Origin of the sequence: Pantoea sp. sgz302252, from assembly GCF_042610525.1 — a bacterium.
In the GTDB taxonomy this organism is placed as follows: Bacteria; Pseudomonadota; Gammaproteobacteria; order Enterobacterales; family Enterobacteriaceae; genus Erwinia.
Map to the genome: position 1 here is coordinate 358,612 of NZ_JBHDVM010000002.1, position 15,569 is coordinate 374,180.

The 15,569-nt window shown below is 55.1% G+C and carries 11 protein-coding genes; 5 read left to right on the forward strand and 6 right to left on the reverse strand.

The features are described from left to right. Positions 1–17: 17 nt before the first annotated feature. The 3 genes from rcsC to gyrA all read right to left on the reverse strand — a co-directional run bounded on the left by rcsC (position 18) and on the right by gyrA (position 6,639). Positions 18–2,879 (reverse strand): two-component system sensor histidine kinase RcsC, encoded by a 2,862-nt coding sequence (rcsC, locus tag ACETPC_RS05515; protein ID WP_380179380.1) that lies wholly within the window; start codon positions 2,877–2,879, stop codon positions 18–20. 218 nt (positions 2,880–3,097) lie between these two features. After that, positions 3,098–3,664, reverse strand: a complete 567-nt coding sequence (locus ACETPC_RS05520) for a hypothetical protein (RefSeq protein WP_380179382.1) — start codon at positions 3,662–3,664, stop codon at positions 3,098–3,100. A gap of 338 nt (positions 3,665–4,002) precedes the next feature. After that, positions 4,003–6,639 (reverse strand): DNA topoisomerase (ATP-hydrolyzing) subunit A, encoded by a 2,637-nt coding sequence (gyrA, locus tag ACETPC_RS05525; protein ID WP_380179384.1) that lies wholly within the window; start codon positions 6,637–6,639, stop codon positions 4,003–4,005. A 179-nt stretch (positions 6,640–6,818) separates the two neighbouring features. Between gyrA and ubiG the strand changes: the two genes are divergently transcribed. From ubiG to yfaE, 4 genes are all read left to right on the forward strand, one after another. Then, the gene (gene ubiG / locus ACETPC_RS05530; RefSeq protein WP_380179386.1) at positions 6,819–7,547 is read left to right on the forward strand and encodes a bifunctional 2-polyprenyl-6-hydroxyphenol methylase/3-demethylubiquinol 3-O-methyltransferase UbiG; all 729 of its coding nucleotides are present in this window, start codon (positions 6,819–6,821) and stop codon (positions 7,545–7,547) included. Positions 7,548–8,041: 494 nt separating this feature from the next. Continuing rightward, positions 8,042–10,327 (forward strand): class 1a ribonucleoside-diphosphate reductase subunit alpha, encoded by a 2,286-nt coding sequence (gene nrdA, locus ACETPC_RS05535; RefSeq protein WP_380179388.1) that lies wholly within the window; start codon positions 8,042–8,044, stop codon positions 10,325–10,327. A 74-nt stretch (positions 10,328–10,401) separates the two neighbouring features. Continuing rightward, positions 10,402–11,532: a class Ia ribonucleoside-diphosphate reductase subunit beta gene (nrdB, locus tag ACETPC_RS05540; RefSeq protein ID WP_380179390.1), complete on the forward strand. Its 1,131-nt coding sequence runs from the start codon at positions 10,402–10,404 to the stop codon at positions 11,530–11,532. A gap of 2 nt (positions 11,533–11,534) precedes the next feature. Continuing rightward, positions 11,535–11,801: a class I ribonucleotide reductase maintenance protein YfaE gene (gene yfaE / locus ACETPC_RS05545; RefSeq protein WP_380179392.1), complete on the forward strand. Its 267-nt coding sequence runs from the start codon at positions 11,535–11,537 to the stop codon at positions 11,799–11,801. 40 nt (positions 11,802–11,841) lie between these two features. On the opposite strand, the gene ACETPC_RS05550 is transcribed toward yfaE, so the two are convergent. The 3 genes from ACETPC_RS05550 to ACETPC_RS05560 form a co-directional block, all read right to left on the reverse strand. Then, on the reverse strand, positions 11,842–12,180 hold the full coding sequence (locus tag ACETPC_RS05550) for a helix-turn-helix domain-containing protein (protein ID WP_380179394.1): 339 nt from the start codon (positions 12,178–12,180) through the stop codon (positions 11,842–11,844). After that, entirely contained in the window at positions 12,177–12,521 is a 345-nt protein-coding gene (locus ACETPC_RS05555) for a type II toxin-antitoxin system RelE/ParE family toxin (RefSeq protein ID WP_380179396.1), read from the reverse strand. Before ACETPC_RS05555 ends, ACETPC_RS05550 begins: the two co-directional genes overlap by 4 nt. 140 nt (positions 12,522–12,661) lie before the next feature. Then, positions 12,662–13,858, reverse strand: a complete 1,197-nt coding sequence (locus ACETPC_RS05560) for a nicotinamide mononucleotide deamidase-related protein YfaY (RefSeq protein ID WP_380179398.1) — start codon at positions 13,856–13,858, stop codon at positions 12,662–12,664. A 213-nt stretch (positions 13,859–14,071) separates the two neighbouring features. Here ACETPC_RS05560 and ACETPC_RS05565 point away from each other — a divergent pair, with 213 nt between their 5' ends. Beyond that, positions 14,072–15,508, forward strand: coding sequence for a catalase (locus ACETPC_RS05565; RefSeq protein WP_380179400.1), 1,437 nt, complete (start codon positions 14,072–14,074; stop codon positions 15,506–15,508). Positions 15,509–15,569: the final 61 nt, after the last annotated feature.

Below are 15,569 nucleotides of genomic sequence, written 5' to 3' on the forward strand. Positions count from 1 at the left end.
GCGGCTAACTAAAATTATTACCCTTCCCGGCTTTTCCTGACCCGTTCAGCATAAAATGCCAGCGTCTGTTGCAATGTATCCAGCGTAACCGGCTTGGAGAGACAGTTATCCATGCCCGCTTCCATACAGCGCTGTTTCTCTTCCGCCAGCGCGTTGGCGGTCACGCCGACCACCGGGAAAGTCAGGCCCAGCTGCCGCAGCCGCTGCGTCAGGCGATAGCCGTCCATATTTGGCATATTCACATCGGTGAGCACGATATCTATTTCGTTGCGGCTCAGCACGTTCAGCGCATCCACGCCGTCCTGCGCCGTTTTTACCCGATAGCCCAGCGAGCCGAGCTGATCGGAAAGCAGCATGCGGTTAATCGGATGATCGTCCACCACCAGAATCAGAATGTCCTCGTTGCTGACGCTTTTCTCCTCGGTCTCCGGCAACAGCCCTGACGCATCCGGCATTTCTACCTCTACCCGATAGATGCGCCCCAGCAGCGCTGGCAGTTCGTGCGGCGTGGTCGTGCCGTAGACCCAGCGTCCTGCCGCCAGCTCCTGCGGGCCGTCGTTGTGGCTACCGTCGAAGCGAATGGTCGCCCGATGCGGTTGTTCAGTCTGAAAATCGTAATCGGTTACGATCACATCGTCCGGTTCGCAGCGGCTCTGCTCATGCAGACGCTGCACTTTCAGTCCATGCTCGCCCAGCAGCTTTTCCAGGAAAGCGGCCAGCGCCTCGTTACGCAGCTCCAGCCAGCAGGTTTTCCCCTCCAGTCCATCATGGCGCAGGGGCGTTTTTACCTTGCTGTTATAGAGCGGGATACGCACGATAAACTGGCTGCCCATGCCGGGCTCGGAATCTACTTCGATGTCGCCGTCCATCATATTGATCAGCTTTTCGCAGATCGCCAGACCCAGCCCGGTGCCCTGGAAATTCCGCTGTACGCCGGTGCCGACCTGGAAGAAGGGATCGAACAGCCGGGTAATCTCTTTTGCCGGAATGCCGACGCCGGTATCGCGCACGCGGAAGGCGAGATAACCATCTTTAACGTAGGCCTGCAAAATTATACCGCCGGTATGGGTGAATTTAATGGCGTTGTTGAGCAGGTTGGAAATGACCTGCTGCAGGCGAATCGGGTCTCCATCCAGGGTTACCGGCACGTCGCTGTCGATAAAGCACCAAAGCGTCAGGCGTTTTTTGACCACCATCGCCAGATAGTTGGAGGCGATATGGGTAATAACTTCACGCGGGGCGAATTCACGCGGCTCAATGCGCAGCTGTTCCGACTCGATTTTGGAGAAGTCGAGAATATCGCTGATGATTTTTAGCAGCAGGCTGGAGGAGTTGTTCATCGCCGTTACCAGCGACTCTACGCCCTTTGGCAACGCGCGGGTTTGCAGCAGATCCAGGTTGCCGATAATGCCGTAAAGCGGGGTACGCAGCTCGTGGCTCACCGTTGCCAGAAACATCGATTTCGACTGGCTGGCCTGCTCTGCCGCCTGCGCCATTTCCTGCAGCGACTCTTCCATTTTCACACGCGCGCTGACATCCACCAGCACGCATATCGCCACGTTTTCATTGCGATAACGCGAGTGCACAAAGCTGATTTGCAAATTGGTGTTGCTGCCGGTCAGCACGTCAACGAAATTGACCTGTTGTCCGCAGATGATTTCGGTCAGCCGCTGGCGGTCTTCCTGAGTCAACATGCTGAGGTAGTTATGCGCTAATTCGTTGCTGAGAATATTGGTGCCGTCGCTGGTGCGCAGGATACAGATGCCGACCGGCGCCGAGGCGACAATTTTGCGGTTAAACTGCTCGTGCTCCTCCAGCCGGTGAGCATTATCTTCCGCAGGCAAAAACATGCGTCTTTCAAACAGCCAGGCGAGCGTAAACAGAATAATGCCGCTGATTACATTCAGCAGGATCGCATTCACGATCAGCATTTTCAGCTTTGCGACCATCTCGTTGGTCTCTACCGAATAGACCATGGTCAGGGAAGAAGGCGCCAGCGCTTTTTTCAGCACCAGCTGCCGATAGCCGTTGATATAGCCAAACCAGGTTTTGTCATCTGGCAGGTCGTCCAGCGACAGGCGGCTGTCAGCGCGGGAAGAAAAGAGTACCCGCTGGCCGTTGGCATCAAGCAGGGTAGCGCCAATCGGAAAGCTGCCGGGAATAACAAAATCTTCCAGGCGAATGGTCTGTTCGATGCCCAACAGCGCTGTCATTTTACTGGCGACATAAATCGGGGTCACCATATAGTAATAGCCTGTTCCAGGCTGGCCGGGCCCGGCGGGCGCTATCCAGAAGAAGCTGCTTTTGCGCTCTTCTTCATTGCCGTTGCGGTATTTAAGGATGCGCTCATGCAGCGATTTCAGCGCCCGCTCACGATTAGCAGTGGCGCTGCCGACGCCGAAGTCCGCCAGGCACAGGCTTTCGCCGCCGACAAAAAATACGCGGTTCAGCTCATAGGCAGAGGCGAAATTGGCTTTCCAGTAGTGTAAAAAGTAGCTGAGCGACTCCAGCGAGCTGCGCCAGATATCGCTCATCGCGCTACAGTCTGAATCGGAATAGAGCGGGTAAAATTGCGGCGGCGCGGCTTTGCCGGTAAATGTGCCGTTGAGGATGTCGAGGCCGTTGGCGGAAGCGTTAAGCCGGTTTTCGGCGATGTACTTCAGTTCACGCGTAACGTCTGCCGAATGGCGAACATACCACTGGGCCTGCTCAAAATTGGCGTTAAATTCCTGCCGCACCTGCGCTTCTTTTTCGTGCAGGACGTTAATGATATAAAAAGTGGTCAGCAGCGCGCCCAGCGTCCAGAGCATCAGTGCCAGTGCCCGGAACAGATAGCGGGAGATCCTTAACGTTGTTCTGAACGAGACTAAATATTTCAAACGGAACCTACAGTGGCGGCTGGTCGGAATAACAAATTCGATCCCGCTACAGTACCGCCAGAGCCGCAAAAAAGCCAGTTGCCCGTATCCTCAGCGCGCTGTTTTCTGCATAAAACCGGCCTTCTGCTTAAGAACTTTCTGCGCAGCCTCCATCCGGTAGCCGCTGCGCTGTGGTATCGCGCTGTTGTTGCGCCTGCACGGCCAGCTTTTCCGCATATTCATGCATACATCCCAGCGACAGCGCGATAATCTCGTCTCTGCCGGGTCGGCCTGCTGAGCTGCGCGGGCTGCGCGCTTTCTCTGTTTTTCTCAATAACATATAGAGCCTCCTGCACGTATGATTGATGATAAAAATAACCGGCCGCCTCTGCATGCCGGAGAAGAAGACGATGATACATCCTGCCCAAATTCTCGCGGATCGCCGCCGCTACCAGCATCAGCGGCTGGCGGCGCCGTGAAAAATCCTTTATGGCCGCGCCGATCCCCTGCACCATCAGCATTTCCAACTCTTTACGCGTGTAACGCATGGCGCTGTCTGGCGCAAAACGACCGCCTTCGCCAGGCCAGAATAGCGCATCATGGGGATAAAAGCTCAGCATCCAGGCAAAATTTTCAACATATTCCTGCGTCCAGTTTCCGGTGAAAAGAAAGTGCATTGCTTTATGCAGCGGGTTTATCTCCACAATATATTCCCGCGTCTTGCCGTCCCGCTTTCGTACACTAACCAGATAACTCTCTCCCCTGCCCGTCAGCGCAGAAAAATAGCGTTCGATGTTAATTTGCATGACAACCCTCCTTAGTTTGCCCTGCCTGTATAGCAGCCCGCTCTTTCCGCGTCCGTTTTACGTAGCGTTCTTGCGTAGCGTCTTCCAGCTTTTTATCGACGCATAAAAAAAGGCCGGTTCAGTGAACCGGCCTGAGGTTGATGACAAAGTATGCTGGTGCCTGCTCAGGAGGGCCTGTGTCTTCCGCAAAGACGCAAAAAGCGCCGTCCGTGGCAGCTCAGTACGGGCCGTCCATGGCCCGTAATGCTTTGCTCCAGCCACAGGCCCTCCATCGCTTCAGGTTCAGCAGTCTGAGGCCGGTTCAGTGAACCGGCCTCTGGCGCTTAAAACGGAAGAAGCTACTCTTCTTCGTCGCCTTCCGGCGCATCGTCTTCGATTACTTCCGGCGCGATATCCTCGTCACCTTCTGCCACGCTGCCGTCGATAGCGTCCAGCTCTTCTTCCGCTACCGGCTCGGCCACGCGCTGCAGACCCACTACGTTTTCATCTTCCGCAGTACGGATCAGAATAACGCCCTGAGTGTTGCGTCCCACTACGCTGACTTCCGATACGCGGGTGCGTACCAGCGTGCCGGCATCGGTGATCATCATGATCTGATCGCTGTCTACTACCTGCACCGCGCCGATAACCGGGCCGTTGCGCTCCGTCACTTTGATGGAGATAACGCCCTGGGTCGCGCGCGATTTGGTCGGGTACTCGCTATTGGCGGTACGCTTACCGTAGCCGTTCTGCGTGACAGTCAGGATTGCGCCCTCATCACGCGGCACGATCAGTGACACTACGCGATCGCCTTCTGCCAGCTTGATGCCACGCACGCCCGATGCGGTACGGCCCATAGCGCGCACCGCGCTTTCGGCGAAGCGTACCACTTTACCTGCCGCAGAGAAGAGCATAGCTTCATCGCTGCCGTTGGTCAGCGCCACGCCGATCAGCTCGTCGTCTTCACGCAGGTTGACGGCAATAATACCGGCGCTGCGCGGACGGCTGAACTCGGTCAGCGCGGTTTTCTTCACGGTGCCGCTGGCGGTCGCCATAAAGATGTTCCAGCCTTCCGCGTATTCACGTACCGGCAGGATCGCAGTGATGCGCTCGTTCGCTTCCAGCGGCAGCAGGTTGACGATTGGACGTCCTCGCGCGCCACGGCTTGCTTCCGGCAGCTGATAAACCTTCATCCAGTAGAGACGTCCACGGCTGGAGAAGCAGAGGATCGTATCGTGGGTGTTGGCCACCAGCAGGCGGTCGATAAAGTCTTCTTCTTTAATGCGCGCTGCCGATTTGCCTTTGCCACCGCGGCGCTGCGCTTCGTAATCCGTCAGCGGCTGATACTTCACGTAGCCCTGATGAGACAGCGTAACCACAACGTCTTCCTGATTGATCAGGTCTTCGATATTGATATCGGCGCTGTTGGCGGTGATCTCGGTGCGGCGCTTGTCGCCGAACTGATCGCGGATCAGCTCCAGCTCCTCGCGGATCACTTCCATCAGGCGCTCGGCACTTTCCAGGATGTGGATCAGCTCAGCGATCTGTTCCAGCAGCTCTTTGTACTCGTCCAGCAGCTTCTCGTGCTCCAGGCCGGTCAGCTTCTGCAGACGCAGATCCAGAATCGCCTGGGCCTGCTGCTCGGTCAGGTAGTACTGGCCGTCGCGGATGCCGAACTCGTCTTCCAGCCACTCCGGACGCGCGGCGTTATCGCCCGCACGCTCCAGCATGGCGGAAACGTTGCCCAGCTCCCAGGAGCGCGCTACCAGACCCGCTTTGGCTTCCGCTGGCGTTGGCGCACGGCGGATCAGCTCGATAATAGGATCGATGTTAGCCAGCGCTATTGCCAGCGCCTCCAGGATATGCGCGCGGTCACGTGCTTTGCGCAGCTCAAAGATCGTACGGCGTGTCACCACTTCGCGGCGGTGACGAACGAAGGCTTCCAGAATATCCTTCAGCGGCATGATTTTCGGCTGGCCCTGATGCAGCGCCACCATGTTGATGCCGAAAGAGGTCTGCAGCTGGGTCAGCGAGTAAAGGTTGTTGAGCACCACTTCGCCGACCGCATCGCGTTTGATTTCAATTACGATGCGCATGCCGTCTTTATCGGATTCGTCGCGCAGCGCGCTGATGCCTTCCAGACGCTTCTCTTTAACCAGCTCTGCCATTTTCTCGATCAGGCGGGCTTTGTTCACCTGATAAGGAATTTCATGGATGACAATGGTTTCGCGACCGGTTTTGGCATCTACTTCTACTTCGCCGCGCGCGCGGATATAAATTTTGCCGCGCCCGGTGCGGTAGGCTTCTTCAATACCGCGACGGCCGTTGATGATGGCGGCGGTCGGGAAATCTGGCCCAGGAATGTGCTCCATCAGCCCTTCGATGCTGATGTTTTCGTCTTCAATGTAGGCCAGGCAGCCGTTGATCACTTCCGTCAGGTTGTGCGGCGGAATATTGGTCGCCATACCTACGGCGATGCCCGAAGAGCCGTTAACCAGCAGGTTCGGGATTTTGGTCGGCATTACTTCCGGGATCTGCTCGGTGCCGTCATAGTTCGGCACGTAATCGACGGTCTCTTTTTCCAGATCTGCCAGCAGCTCATGGGCGATTTTGGACATGCGCACTTCGGTATAACGCATTGCCGCGGCGGAGTCGCCGTCAACGGAACCGAAGTTGCCCTGACCATCTACCAGCATGTAGCGCAGCGAGAACGGCTGCGCCATACGGACGATGGTGTCATACACGGCGGTGTCGCCGTGCGGGTGATATTTACCAATAACGTCGCCGACGACGCGGGCAGACTTTTTATAAGGTTTATTCCAGTCATTGCCCAACACGTTCATGGCGTAGAGCACGCGACGGTGTACTGGCTTCAGGCCATCGCGGACGTCCGGCAATGCACGGCCAACGATGACCGACATGGCATAATCAAGGTAAGAGTTCTTTAGCTCTTCTTCGATATTGACCGGTGTGATTTCTCTGGCCAGGTCACTCATGGAGGCGCTTTCCTTCTAAATTATACCCGGATTTAAAGGTGCGAAAGTATATCACCTTTAGGCCCCATGGTGAACGGAAAGCGTCGTTGTGAACGCTTTATTCGCGCGCTGATATCCTCCAGGCCGCTTACCTGCAGAAAGATGTATACTGGAGCCAAACATGTAGGGAGTCAGAAACAATGAAGGCAGAGCAAAACAGCGCCACGGCTAACGTGGATCATCAGGAAATTGCCAAGTTCGAGGCGGTCGCGTCGCGCTGGTGGGATCTGGAAGGCGAGTTTAAGCCGCTGCACCGCATCAACCCGCTGCGCCTTGGCTATATTGCTCAGCACAGCGACGGCCTGTTCGGTAAAAAGGTACTGGACGTTGGCTGCGGTGGCGGCATCCTGGCAGAGAGCATGGCGCGTGAAGGCGCAGAAGTGACCGGTCTGGATATGGGCGCGGAGCCGCTGGAGATAGCCCGCCTGCACGCGCTGGAAAGCGGCGTTAAAGTTAATTATGTGCAGCAAACCGTGGAAGAGCACGCAGAGCAGTTCGCTGGTCAGTATGACGTGGTGACCTGTATGGAAATGCTGGAGCACGTGCCGGACCCGCGCTCCGTAGTGCATGCCTGCGCCAAACTGGTCAAGCCGGGCGGCGAGGTGTTCTTCTCTACGCTAAACCGCAACAGCAAATCCTGGCTGATGGCCGTGATCGGCGCGGAGTACATACTGCGTATGGTGCCACGCGGCACGCACGATATTAAGAAGTTTATTCGTCCGGGCGAGCTATTGAACTGGGTAGACGAGACGCCGCTGCGCGAACGCCACATGATCGGCCTGCACTATAATCCGCTGACTAACAAGTTCAAGCTGGCGCCTGGCGTTGATGTTAACTATATGGTGCATACGCACTGTCCGGCTGAGTAACTTTGCTTTCTTAAGGGTTCACTTAAGTTAACTATGCCGCGCTGGTTCAGCGCGGCTTATTTTTTACTGAGGTTATCTCTTTTTCTTCTTTTGCCCGGCTTCTGTTCCGCCTTCTTAAGCGCTTTTTTTCACCGCTCGCCAGGACTTTTCTACGATCTGAAGTATACTTTTTGCGCAAAAAAAATCACCGCTTTTCAAGGCTGAGCAATAAAGCTGCGGTCAGCAAATTTTTGAATTTTTTTTCCTGGATGTTGACAAGGACCTGGGGCCTTGAGAAACGCGGACTTAGGAAAATTGCCAGGCAGCGATCAGTAAAATCGCCCTGCCGTCAAGGCTTGTTAAGCGCAGAGAAATTACTAAAATAACCACCATATTGTTATCAATACTTCGCCTACCCCCTATATATAGTGTTTATCCACAGAGTTACTCACATCTGAGCATTCTGTGTATAAACGGGGGATATTTTCGATCTCACGGACAGGATAAACCGCCACATGAATCAGAGCCTGCTTGTCACTAAACGCGATGGCCGCACCGAACGCATCAATCTGGATAAAATCCACCGCGTGCTTGACTGGGCTGCAGAAGGGCTGCAAAACGTTTCCGTCTCTCAGGTTGAACTGCGTTCCCATATTCAGTTTTACGAAGGCATCAAGACCTCCGATATCCATGAGACGATCATCAAATCCGCTGCGGACCTGATCTCCCGCGACGCGCCGGACTACCAATACATGGCCGCGCGCCTGGCGATCTTCCACCTGCGTAAAAAAGCCTACGGCCAGTTTGAGCCGCCAAAGCTTTACGATCAGGTGAAACGCATGGTCGATCTGGGTAAATACGATCGCCATCTGCTGGAAGACTACAGCGCGGAAGAGTTCGAGCAGATGGACGGCTTTATCGACCACTGGCGCGATATGAACTTCTCCTATGCCGCCGTGAAGCAGCTGGAAGGCAAATATCTGGTGCAGAACCGCGTCAGCGGCGATATCTACGAGAGCGCACAGTTCCTTTATATTCTGGTGGCGGCCTGCCTGTTCTCCGGCTACCCACGTGAGACGCGTCTGGATTACGTAAAACGTTTCTATGACGCAATTTCCACTTTTAAAATTTCGCTGCCAACGCCGATTATGTCCGGCGTGCGTACCCCAACCCGCCAGTTCAGCTCCTGCGTCCTGATCGAGTGCGGCGACAGCCTGGATTCCATTAACGCGACCTCCAGCGCTATCGTGAAATATGTTTCCCAGCGTGCCGGTATCGGCATCAACGCTGGCCGCATCCGTGCGCTGGGCAGCCCGATCCGCGGCGGCGAGGCTTTCCACACTGGCTGTATTCCTTTCTACAAGCATTTCCAGACGGCGGTAAAGTCCTGCTCACAGGGCGGCGTACGCGGCGGCGCGGCCACGCTGTTTTACCCAATGTGGCATCTGGAAGTCGAGAGCCTGCTGGTGCTGAAGAACAACCGCGGCGTGGAAGGCAACCGCGTGCGTCATATGGACTACGGCGTGCAGCTCAACAAGCTGATGTATACCCGTTTGCTGAAAGGCGAAGAAATTACCCTGTTCAGCCCGTCCGACGTGCCTGGCCTGTATGACGCTTTCTTTGCCGATCAGAATGAGTTCGAACGCCTGTACACCAAATATGAGAAAGACGACAGCATTCGTAAACAGCGCGTTAAAGCTGTAGACCTCTTCTCGCTGATGATGCAGGAACGCGCTTCGACCGGCCGTATCTATATTCAAAACGTGGATCACTGCAACACCCACAGCCCGTTCGATCCGGCTATCGCACCTGTTCGCCAGTCTAATCTCTGCCTGGAGATCGCGCTGCCGACTAAACCGCTGATGGACGTCAACGACGAGAACGGCGAAATTGCGCTGTGTACGCTGTCTGCTTTCAACCTGGGCGCTATCGAGAGCCTGGACGATCTGCAGGAGCTGGCAACGCTGGCGGTGCGTGCGCTGGATGCGCTGCTGGACTATCAGGATTACCCAATCCCGGCGGCTAAACGTGGCGCAATGGGCCGCCGTACGCTGGGTATCGGCGTGATCAACTTCGCCTACTATCTGGCGAAGCACGGCGTGCGCTACTCAGATGGCAGCGCCAATAACCTGACGCACAAAACTTTTGAAGCCATTCAGTACTATTTGCTGAAGGCCTCTAACGAGCTGGCCCAGGAGCAAGGCGCCTGCCCGTGGTTCAACGAAACCACCTATGCGCAAGGCATTTTGCCGATCGATACCTACAAGAAAGATCTGGATGCGATCAGCAATGAGCCGCTGCACCTGGACTGGGAAGCGCTGCGCGAGGCGATCAAAACGCACGGCCTGCGCAACTCCACGCTCTCCGCGCTGATGCCGTCAGAGACCTCTTCGCAGATCTCCAACGCCACCAATGGCATTGAGCCGCCGCGCGGCCATATCAGCATCAAGGCTTCCAAAGATGGCATTCTGCGCCAGGTGGTGCCGGAGTATGAGCGTCTGAAGGATCAGTACGAGCTGCTGTGGGATATGCCGAACAACGATGGCTATCTGCAGCTGGTGGGCCTGATGCAGAAGTTTATCGATCAGGCGATCTCGTCGAACACTAACTACGATCCAACGCGCTTTGCCAACGGCCGCGTGCCGATGAAGCAGCTGCTGAAAGATCTGCTGACCGCCTATAAGTTCGGCGTGAAAACGCTTTATTACCAGAACACCCGTGACGGCGCGGAAGATGCCCAGGACGACCTGGCGCCATCCATTCAGGATGACGGCTGCGAAAGCGGCGCCTGCAAAATTTAACGAAAGCGGGGCGAACTTCGCCCCCTGATTATGTGTCGGGTCGGTTTTGCCGGCCCTCATCACTGGATAATGTCATGGCTTACACCACGTTCTCGCAAAATAAAAACGATCAGCTGAACGAACCGATGTTTTTCGGTCAGTCGGTTAACGTTGCCCGCTACGACCAGCAGAAATACGGTATTTTCGAAAAGCTGATCGAAAAGCAGCTCTCTTTTTTCTGGCGTCCCGAAGAAGTGGACGTCTCGCGCGACCGCATCGACTATCAGGGTCTGCCCGAGCATGAAAAGCATATTTTCATCAGCAACCTGAAATATCAGACGCTGCTGGACTCCATTCAGGGCCGTAGTCCGAACGTGGCCCTGCTGCCGCTGATTTCGATTCCGGAGCTGGAAACCTGGGTAGAAACCTGGGCGTTTTCTGAAACCATCCACTCGCGCTCCTACACCCATATCATCCGCAATATCGTCAACGATCCGGCGATTGTGTTCGATGATATCGTTACCAACGAGCAGATCCTGTCGCGCGCCAAAGATATTTCTGGCTACTACGACGATCTGATTGAGATGACCAGCTATTGGCATCTGCTGGGCGAAGGCACGCATCAGGTCAACGGCAAAAGCATCACTGTTAATTTGCGCGAACTGAAAAAGCAGCTTTATATCTGTTTGATGAGCGTCAACGCGCTGGAGGCGATTCGCTTTTATGTCAGCTTCGCCTGTTCTTTCGCTTTCGCCGAGCGCGAGCTGATGGAAGGCAACGCCAAAATCATCAAGCTAATCGCCCGCGACGAAGCGCTGCACCTGACCGGCACTCAGCATATGCTGAATCTGCTGCGCAGCGGCGAAGACGATCCAGAGATGGCGGAGATCGCCAAAGAGTGCCAGCAGGAGTGCTACGATCTGTTCGTACTGGCGGCGCAGCAGGAGAAAGAGTGGGCAGAATATCTGTTCCGCGACGGCTCGATGATCGGCCTGAACAAAGATATTCTTTGCCAGTACATCGAGTACATCACCAACATCCGCATGAACGCGGTTGGGCTGGAGCTGCCGTTTAAAACCCGCTCTAACCCTATTCCGTGGATCAACTCCTGGCTGGTTTCTGACAACGTGCAGGTTGCGCCGCAGGAAGTGGAAGTGAGCTCTTACCTGGTTGGCCAGATCGATTCCGAAGTAGGCGAAAACGACTTCGACGACTTCCAGCTGTAAGCATGCGAACCTTTGTTACCCTCAGCGCCTGCGGCACGCGGCTGGAGTGCGCTGAGCATCACCCTAACCTGCTGGCGACGCTGGAAGCGCATAACTATCAGGTAGAGTTTCAGTGCCGTGAAGGCTACTGCGGCTCCTGCCGTACGCGGCTGGTAAGGGGTGAAGTCAGCTACGCAGAAACGCCGCTGGCCTTTGTGCAGCCGGGAGAGATCCTGCCCTGCTGCTGCAAGGCCAAAGGCGATATCGAGATAGAGATCCTGCATCTTTAGCGAAAAAGTAAATCCGTACCCATAAGGGATACGGATTTTTTTATTCAATAACCAGGCGAACTTTTTTGCCGATATTGCTCAACATGCTGACCAGCGCATCGAGCGTAAAAAGATGCGTTTTTTTATTTACCACATCCGATACGCGCGGGCGCGAGACCTGCAGCATCTTTGCCGCAATTTCCTGTTTGTAATCGTGCTCGGTGATCCAGCGCGCTATCTCCGTCATCATTTGCTGTTTCATCTCTTTAGTGCGGGCAATGTCAGCTTGCGACTGCGCCAGCAGCGAAGCGGCCTCTTCAGGCGCAAAGCCGAGATCGGCGAAAACGTTGCCGTCGGCTTTAGTGATATGACGGGACTTAGTATCAATTTTATCGCTCATCTTTTTTTGCTCCTTTCCGCAATCACGCCTTTATAGCGGGCTTCGATAATGCCTTTATCTTCTTTACTGGTCTTTTGTGATTTCTTTTGAAAGCTGTGCAGCACGTAAACAGCCTCCTCAAACTTAACAATGCAGACTACGCGAAACGCATCCGTGTTTTCTTCGAGGCGGATTTCTATAATCCCTGCGCCCCATCTGTTTATCCATTTATAGTTGGTTGGCAATTCGCCATTTTGTAATCTGTGTAGCTCAAAACCTGCCGTTTTTTTTGCTGCATCCGGAAAAGCGAGAAGATCTTCGTAAGAAGATCCGCGCCAGTCGATATCCTTTTCTTTTTCCATCGGCATGCTCCCCTTGCTGATTTGTACAAAATTTTATACAAACTCAGACGGATCGGCAAGACGTTTTTGTTTATTATTTATCCTGACCTACTGTCGCTGACACGCAAGCAGGCCAGGAGAAATTTATAACCGACCGATAGTTAAGAAGAGCGCGTTTCCACCACATCTATCCAACCATGACCACCCGCGACCGCCAACCCATCCAGCCAGCGGCGCAGCATATTCAGCGCCATCATCGCTACCACATCCTGACGCGCTTTCAGGCCGTGGCGGCTATTGTTGAATTTCACCCGCTGCGCCTGGCTGCCTTCCGGCGTATAGAGGGCAAAACCGAGCTGATTGTCTCGCTCTCCGCCAATCACCAGTGCCAGTTCGGCATTGTCCGCTGCAGCGAGTTGTTTTGCCCTCTGCATCAGTTCCTCCAGGCTTTCTGCCTGCGCAGGCAGCACGTTGCCCGCAGCCAGCGGCGCCTGTACGGAAGTGAGCTGATATTGCACCAGCCCGGCAGTAAACTGCTCGCTCACCGCAAGGCGATAATTTTGCTCTTTCAGACGACGCGACAGCTGCGCGGGCAGTCCTTCAGAACCTTCAAAGATAATGCTTTCACCAGCTACGGCACGCACCTGCTGCCAGAACCGCTCCATTTCCGGCAGCTTTGACGCCGGGCCGTTAAGTTTCAGTTCGATAATCGGCATGGAGGCACGATAGCCCATCACCACGCCTTCCGGCAGCGGCAACGGCTCGATTTCCGAAGCAAGATCGCTTTCGCCACGGCCAAAGGTCGTCAGACGCAGGCAAACCGGAGGATCTTCTATCGGGAAACGGGCTTTAAGTCGGGGAAGGATCTGCTGCTCAACCATCATTTTGTATTCTGACGGCACGCCCGGCGTAAAGAAGATCCAACAGCGGTTTAGCTCCAGCGCAAAGCCGCACGCCGTGCCGATTGGATTATCTATCATCTCTGCGCCCGCCGGGATTTCCGCCTGCTTGCGGTTGCTGTCGGCCATTTTGCGGCCGCGTCCGGCGAAAAAAGCCTCCATTTTCGCCAGCCACTCCTGCTGCATTACCAGCCCGACGCCTGCCGCTTTCGCCGCCGCTGCCGCGCTCAAATCGTCACTGGTTGGCCCCAGGCCGCCGTTGACGATCAGCACGTCCGCTACCTTGCTGCGTTCAGTCAGCACGCTGACCAGCTCTTCCATACTGTCACCGACCGTCTGACGGCTGGTCATAGGCAATCCCTGTTGAAACAGCAGTTCGGCCAACCAGGCCGCATTGGTATCCACAATTTGCCCGTGCAGCACTTCATCGCCGGTGGACAGCATTTCCACTCTGATCATGGTCTTCTCCGAAAGGTTCAGGTTTCCTTAACTCTATGAAGCTCCTCGCAGAAACACAATGTCCTTTTCTCTCTTTGGCTTAACAAATGGCAGCGATAGCCAGGGCCAGATTGTCAGAGCGAAGCGCGGCAAGGCAAAATGGCGCTATGAATAGGAATAAGCAATCAAACAGCGATATTTAAAAGACAAAACCGTACAGGAAAAGACGCCATCATGAATAAAAAAGGCCTTACCACAGCTTCAGGCGCGCCGGTCGCCCATAACAATAATTCCATGACCGCAGGCCGTCGTGGCCCGATGCTGCTGCAGGACGTCTGGTTCCTGGAGAAGCTGGCCCACTTCGATCGTGAAGTGATCCCGGAGCGTCGCATGCACGCTAAAGGTTCTGGCGCCTATGGCACCTTTACCGTAACGCAGGATATTACCCGCTTCAGCCGGGCAAAAATCTTTTCCGAAGTGGGTAAAAAAACCAATCTGTTTATGCGCTTTTCCACGGTTGCCGGTGAACGCGGTGGCGCGGACGCCGAGCGCGATATTCGCGGCTTCTCGCTGAAATTTTATACTGAAGAAGGCAACTGGGATTTGGTTGGCAATAATACGCCAGTCTTCTACCTGCGCGATCCGCTGAAATTCCCGGATCTGAACCATGTAGTAAAACGCGATCCGCGCACTAATCTGCGTAATCCAACCTACAAATGGGACTTTTTCTCACAGTTACCGGAATCGCTGCACCAGTTAACTATTGATTTCAGCGATCGCGGCCTGCCACGCTCCTATCGTCATATTCACGGCTTCGGCAGCCATACCTATAGCTTTATCAACGATAACCAGGAGCGTTTCTGGGTTAAGTTTCATTTCCGCAGCGAGCAAGGTATTCAGAACCTGATGGATGACGAAGCCGCGCAGCTGATCGGCCGCGATCGCGAAAGCTCGCAGCGCGATCTGTTCGACTCTATCGAACAGGGGAATTTCCCGCGCTGGAAGTTTTACGTGCAGATTATGCCGGAGGCGGAAGCTTCGTCCACGCCTTACAATCCGTTTGACCTGACCAAAGTCTGGCCGCACGCCGATTATCCACTGATTGAGGTGGGCGAGTTTGAGCTGAACCGCAACCCGGATAACTATTTTGCCGAGGTTGAGCAGGTCGCGATGAGCCCGGCTAACGTGGTGCCCGGCATTGGCTTCTCGCCAGATCGCATGCTGCAAGGCCGTCTGTTCTCTTATGGCGACGCGCACCGCTATCGCCTGGGCGTGAACCATCATCAGATCCCGGTGAACGCGCCGAAGTGCCCTTTCCATAACTATCACCGCGACGGCGCGATGCGCGTGGACGGCAACAGCGGCAACGGCGCAACCTATGAGCCGAACAGCTTTAACGTTTTCCAGGAGCAGCCGGATTTCAGCGAGCCGCCGTTGTCACTGGAAGGCGCGGCTGACCACTGGAATCATCGCGAGGACGAGGACTATTTTACCCAGCCGCGCGCGCTGTTTAATTTGTTGGGCGAAGAAGAGCATCAGCGCATGTTCCAGCGTATCGCCGGCGAGCTGAGCCAGATCCCGGAATTCATCCAGCAGCGTCAGCTGGCGCTGTTTTATCAGGTGCATCCGGCCTATGGCGCAGGGGTAGAAAAAGCGCTAAAAGGCGAGTAATAGCGAACGCCGGAGATGCAGGTTGTATCAGGCAAATCCACTAAAATGCCGGAATTTTTCC

Excerpts from the sequence above, each read along its gene's own strand:
- nrdB (WP_380179390.1), top strand. The coding sequence starts at position 10,402 with ATGGCTTACACCACGTTCTCGCAAAATAAAAACGATCAGCTGAACGAA.
- ACETPC_RS05565 (WP_380179400.1), top strand. The coding sequence starts at position 14,072 with ATGAATAAAAAAGGCCTTACCACAGCTTCAGGCGCGCCGGTCGCCCAT.
- gyrA (WP_380179384.1), bottom strand. The coding sequence starts at position 6,639 with ATGAGTGACCTGGCCAGAGAAATCACACCGGTCAATATCGAAGAAGAG.
- ACETPC_RS05550 (WP_380179394.1), bottom strand. The coding sequence starts at position 12,180 with ATGAGCGATAAAATTGATACTAAGTCCCGTCATATCACTAAAGCCGAC.
- nrdA (WP_380179388.1), top strand. The coding sequence starts at position 8,042 with ATGAATCAGAGCCTGCTTGTCACTAAACGCGATGGCCGCACCGAACGC.
- ACETPC_RS05555 (WP_380179396.1), bottom strand. The coding sequence starts at position 12,521 with ATGGAAAAAGAAAAGGATATCGACTGGCGCGGATCTTCTTACGAAGAT.
- yfaE (WP_380179392.1), top strand. The coding sequence starts at position 11,535 with ATGCGAACCTTTGTTACCCTCAGCGCCTGCGGCACGCGGCTGGAGTGC.
- ubiG (WP_380179386.1), top strand. The coding sequence starts at position 6,819 with ATGAAGGCAGAGCAAAACAGCGCCACGGCTAACGTGGATCATCAGGAA.
- ACETPC_RS05560 (WP_380179398.1), bottom strand. The coding sequence starts at position 13,858 with ATGATCAGAGTGGAAATGCTGTCCACCGGCGATGAAGTGCTGCACGGG.
- ACETPC_RS05520 (WP_380179382.1), bottom strand. The coding sequence starts at position 3,664 with ATGCAAATTAACATCGAACGCTATTTTTCTGCGCTGACGGGCAGGGGA.